This is a genomic window from Streptomyces sp. NPDC058289 (assembly GCF_042880975.1).
Lineage (GTDB): Bacteria > Actinomycetota > Actinomycetes > Streptomycetales > Streptomycetaceae > Streptomyces > Streptomyces stoeckheimensis.
In genome coordinates this window covers 1-4682 of record NZ_JBHVYI010000186.1, presented here as the reverse complement: position 1 = coordinate 4682, position 4682 = coordinate 1, and the positions used below count along the sequence as shown (strand labels likewise).

The 4682-nt window shown below is 68.6% G+C and carries 3 protein-coding genes; 1 reads left to right on the top strand and 2 read right to left on the bottom strand.

Annotation, left to right across the window (positions count from 1 at the left end; genetic code table 11):
* Nucleotides 1–802 precede the first annotated feature (802 nt).
* Complete coding sequence (locus ACFVX6_RS40560; RefSeq protein WP_389699597.1) at nucleotides 803–1201, top strand: STAS domain-containing protein; 399 nt, start codon at nucleotides 803–805, stop codon at nucleotides 1199–1201.
* A 258-nt stretch (nucleotides 1202–1459) separates the two neighbouring features.
* Here the strand turns inward: ACFVX6_RS40560 and ACFVX6_RS40555 are convergent, their stop codons facing one another.
* Both ACFVX6_RS40555 and ACFVX6_RS40550 read right to left on the bottom strand, forming a co-directional pair.
* Nucleotides 1460–2614 carry an oxygenase MpaB family protein gene (locus tag ACFVX6_RS40555; protein WP_389699596.1) on the bottom strand — a complete coding sequence of 385 codons (1155 nt, stop codon included), beginning with the start codon at nucleotides 2612–2614 and terminating at the stop codon, nucleotides 1460–1462.
* A 667-nt stretch (nucleotides 2615–3281) separates the two neighbouring features.
* Nucleotides 3282–4619, bottom strand: coding sequence for a hypothetical protein (locus ACFVX6_RS40550; protein WP_389699595.1), 1338 nt, complete (start codon nucleotides 4617–4619; stop codon nucleotides 3282–3284).
* Between the last annotated feature and the right edge of the window lie 63 nt (nucleotides 4620–4682).

Here is a 4682-nt window from a genome sequence, read left to right as displayed (position 1 = left end):
GCAGGCATCGACCGCCTCTGCAACCTCACCTGCACCGCAGCCCGACACTCCGAGAATCTGTTGATAAGCGGGCAGTCCAGGTGAAAACGACCTCTTAGAAGCTGTTGTCTTACCGATCATGGTGGACATCGGTTCGAGTGTGGCGACTCTGTCGGGTGATCTCTCGCTTGTGCGCACATAAAGGCAGGGCCTCCGGTTCAGCTCATGGTCGTCGAAGCCGGAGCGCACCAGGAGGCCCTGTTGTTGCAGTCTTACGCTCTCGTGTGGGTGGAGTCCAACTGGGCTGCGCCATCGTGTGATTGCCTCGCTCACGAACGGTGTCGCTCATGTCCGCAGCAGCCGCTTCCGCGGTCCTCTTCGCGACCGCACGCCCTGGGCGGGAGCGCCAACGTCGCCCACGCGGCCGCCAACGCTGTGATCACCACCGCCATCACGTTGTGGCAACGCTCCCTCTTCCCGGCCCTAGCCGACCCACGCGCCCTACGACGCGTACGCCCCCACGTGGGACTCAACACGGCGGCGAGGGCAACCTGACCGCCCACTATGCGGCTGGCCCACGGGGCCTGACCTGCAAGAACAGACCACGTCCGATTTGGGAGGCTCCCACCTCCGCTCACACCCTCGGTCCCCCGCTGAAAGCAACCCTCCAGGCAACGGTCCAGGCCCCTCTCGGTACAACCCCTGTCCCGGGCCCTCTACGCGCGCCTCAGCGCGCCGCATGCCAGCTCCACGCCGCGTCGCGCCAGGGTGGGGCCCCGTAGGTCCGGAGCCTTCGGGTGACGGGAGCAGAACATTGATCAACGTGGACGTCCAGCACTGCGGCAGCTCGATTCTGATCAGCCCCGCCGGGGAACTCGACGAGGGTGCGGGAGAAGTGCTTCAGCGCGCGCTGGACTACGTGACCATGGACGAGCGAGACCTCTTGGTGGACCTGCACGCCGTCGCGACCATGGACGTCGACGGCCTGCTTCACCTCCTCAACCTGCACCGGCGCGCGGAGCGCATGCGGCTACGGGTGCTGGTCACCGGCTGGCAGCCCCAGCCCCAGCAGTGCATGGCCACCGTGGCCGGCATCCCCGGTCCCAGAGCGGGCACCGGGGAGCGCTACACCCTGGCAGGCTTCCGCCGGCTCCTCGAGGAGAAGCCGCAGCGCGCACGGGAGCGCTCCGACTTCACCGATGGCTGGCTCCCCCACCCTTAGCTACGTCCCGGCGTGGCTGCGGGTTGGCATGGAGCGGGTTTCCTGCGAGCCGCCCTCCCCCGGGACGCGGAGATCGCTTCAGGGAGAGGGGTCCGGTGAGGTCTACGTCCTCCGCGTTCTCAAGCCCGGCCGCCGCGAGGAAGACACGGATGTCGGCCGGGCTGTGCGCGACCCCAATGGTGACGCCGTCGTAACGCACCCGGCGCCAGCCCACACTTGTCGTCTTTAGAGCCAGGGCGTGGTGGACCGCGGTGCGGGTCAGCGGTTGTCGTGGAGTTCCTGGTGCATCTGGGGCTGGTTGTCCTGGTCGTGGGTGAGGGCGAACTTCTGGATCTCGTTGAAGGACTTGGAAGCGATGCCGAGGATCTCCTTGTACGGGTTGACGCCGACGGTCTTCTTGGCGCCGCCGCCGAGGAGGCCGCCGCCGATGCCGCTGATCAGGTCGTGGCCGGCCGAGATCGGCTTCGCGGCCGCGTCCAGGATGCTCTTGGGGAGGCCGGCCATGTCCGCGTACTTGTCGGACAACGCGTGGCGGACCATCGCGATGAACGCGTCGTGGACGCCCGGCGGGTAGAACTTCTTGTAGAAGTCGACGGCCTGCTTTGTCATGAAGACGCCGTCGTCGGTCTTCTTCCACTCATCGTCGCGCACCTGGTTCCACAGGGCCTCGACCTGGTCGGGGTCCTTGGGGAGGAGCCACATTTCGGGTGTGCCCAGGTAGTGGTTGACGTAGTGCCAGGCGCACATGAAGCCCTTGGCGTCGTCCTTGGCCACATCTACGCCCAGACGGTCCATGGCCTGGATGATCTGGGTGGAGAAGACGCATGTGGCGCCGGTGGTGTACTTCTGTGAGACCGGCTCGCCCCACTTCGCGTAGTCCCACTCGCCGCTCTTCTTGTGGAGCGCGCGGACCGAGGCGTGGACCAGGCGGACCTTGGTCACGTTCGCCGCGAGGGTGCCGTCGCGCAGGGCGTTCTTGTTGCCCATGTCGAGGAAGAGGCGGGAGGACTGTGACAGCCTCCGGCCGGGGCCTTCGACACCTCCGAGGCGGCCGGTTGAGCGCAGGGTGAACGCGCCGGTCGGGGACAGGTAGGTGCCGATCAGGCCGACTGTGCCTTGGAGCATGGACACTTCGCCGTGATGGCGGGCGAAGAAGCCTTCGGCTGCCTTGACATCGGCCTCGGACCAGTCAGGCGGTGCGGCCGCGGCCTCCTTGAGGAACGTCGCGAGCCGCGGGGGCAGCTCGGACAGGTCCTGGTCGGGCTTGAGGGTGCCGATGGTCCGGAACAGGGCGTTGACTCCGTCGACCTCCTTGTTGTCGATCAGGTCGGAGACCAGTTGGTCGGCCTTAGGGTCACCGACTTTGTTCGCGGCTTCCAGTTCGGCGGCGATCGTGGCTGTCGTCAGTCCCATGGAGGGATTCCGTTTCTCGTGATCGGGCAAGAGTTCGCAGCCACGGCGCATAGCGTCGGCCAGAACGGGGGCTGCGGCCCGGCGGCGAAGCAGGACAGTCGCGATCTTTGCGCTCCGTGGAGGGGCGCCGGAACCCGTCCAGCGTGCGGGATCGTTTTCCTCTCACCCGAACGGATCGCTGTGCCCCGGCGCGCGGGCGGTGGACCCGTGGGCGCTGCACGCGAGCGCGGATGCCGAAGCACTCGCGGGAACCGTTGACCGAGGACCCTTGGGTCCTCCTCGATCTGGACCTGGGCAACCGGGCCCGTGCCCTGCGGCACCTGGGGGTCCACCCGGCTGCGGGCAGTCAGATGGTGTCGATTCGCCTGGCTGTTCTGCCGGAGCAGGAGGCGGGGTCTCTTGGCCGGTTCCCGGCAGGGGCTTCTGCTGGCGGCCCGCATGCGGAAGATGGCCGACAGCGAATCAGCCCAACAGCAACGTAAGGAGCTTCGCACAGAGCTGAAGGGCCCGCAGAGGAAGAACATCGCTCCCGCGTGAGGCCCCCGGCCGCCGGTCGCCTGACTGCTCGGTGGCAGGCGGCTGTCCTTCGGCGAGAGTCACCACGGCCGCCGCCATTTCACGCCCGCCTTGTTGCCCCCACACAACGCCGTTTCGGGAGGCCGCCCCGCTATCTGCAGGCGCGGGTGAAGGTGCGGTTGATGGCCTGGGCGAGGGCGTTGGTCTGGGCGGCGGTGTACCAGGCGCGGGGCAGGGCGAGGGTGAAGGCCATTGACTGGCCGGGAAGGTCTGTGAAGAACACGGCGGGTACGGGCCCGGGAGCGTAGGTGTAGGCCTCAAGCGGGCCGGCGTTCAGCTCGTCCGGCGGGAGCGCGCGCGTGGCGCGGTTCATGACGTTGCTGATGAAGGCGGTCATGGGCGCGGCGTTGCCTGCTTCTGCGAGGAGCTGGGGCATCGCGGCGATGCTCCGGTCGATGCTGCCGTCTGCGACGGTGGCTCTGAACTGCTGTGAGATCTGGGTGCCAAGGGTCAGCGGGTGCGCGTCGGGGGTGACGTCCACGGTCATGTCGGGCACGGCCACTGCCATCACCAGGCGATCGTGGGGAATGCCGGCCCGCCTGCGGACGTCGACGGGTGACATGAAGGTCATGGCCAGTGCGTGAGGCGGGCCCGGGATCTGCGAGCGGATGGCGGCGAGGGTGATCGCGCACAGCGCGTGGTGGAGGGAGATCCCGCAGTCGCGTGTCGCCTGGGTGAGGCGGGCGAGTTGGTCGGCGGGGATGTCCGTACGGCGCAGGTGGATGCCGGGTTCGTGACCGGGGCCGCTCTCGAGCGCGGCCAGGGGAGCCATCCGCGCGCAGGCGGTGCTGTCGATTCGTTCGGCGCGGCGCCGGAGGAAGTCGGCGATGTCCTGGGCGGTGAAGCGGCCGGTGAACATCTCCTCGACGGGAGCGGGCAGAGCAGAGGGCGGCGTCGGCAGCTGGGAAGCCAGACTCGCGGTGTGGGCGCAGTAGCGCTCCCACAGGGTCCCGTGAAGGGCCATGAAGCTCGTGCCGTCCGCGATGGCGTGGCTGAGGGCCAGGGTGAGTTGGTGGCTCTGGCTGGACCGGGTGTGCAGCGTGGCGCGCAGCAGCGGGCTGCCGACGGAGAACGGGGCGGCGGCGCTTTCGGTGCCGGAGCCGACCTCAGGCCACGTGGCCCATCGCAGGGCCGGTGCCGCAGCGGCGGGGGAACGTCGCAGGATGTAGCCGCTCGCGCCGGGCAGGATGCGGGCGGTCAGGACGGGATGCAGGGTGCTCAGGTCGGCGACTGCCGCGCGCAGGGCGGGCACGTCGAGGGGGCCGTGGAGGGTCTGGTGCGTGATCATCGGTGTGCCCGGGACGGCCAGGGCTGTCTCGCCTGCGGTCAGGGGCCGCTCTTCTGCGCAGGTCGTAATGCTCGTCCCCGGCGGCTGCGCCTCGTCGGGCTCGTGGACGCTGGATGGCAGGGCGGTGAATTCTACGGTCATGGTGTCTCTCTTGGGGTCGCAGCGGGACGGGAACGAGCCTTCGTGCAGGCGGGAACACCCCTG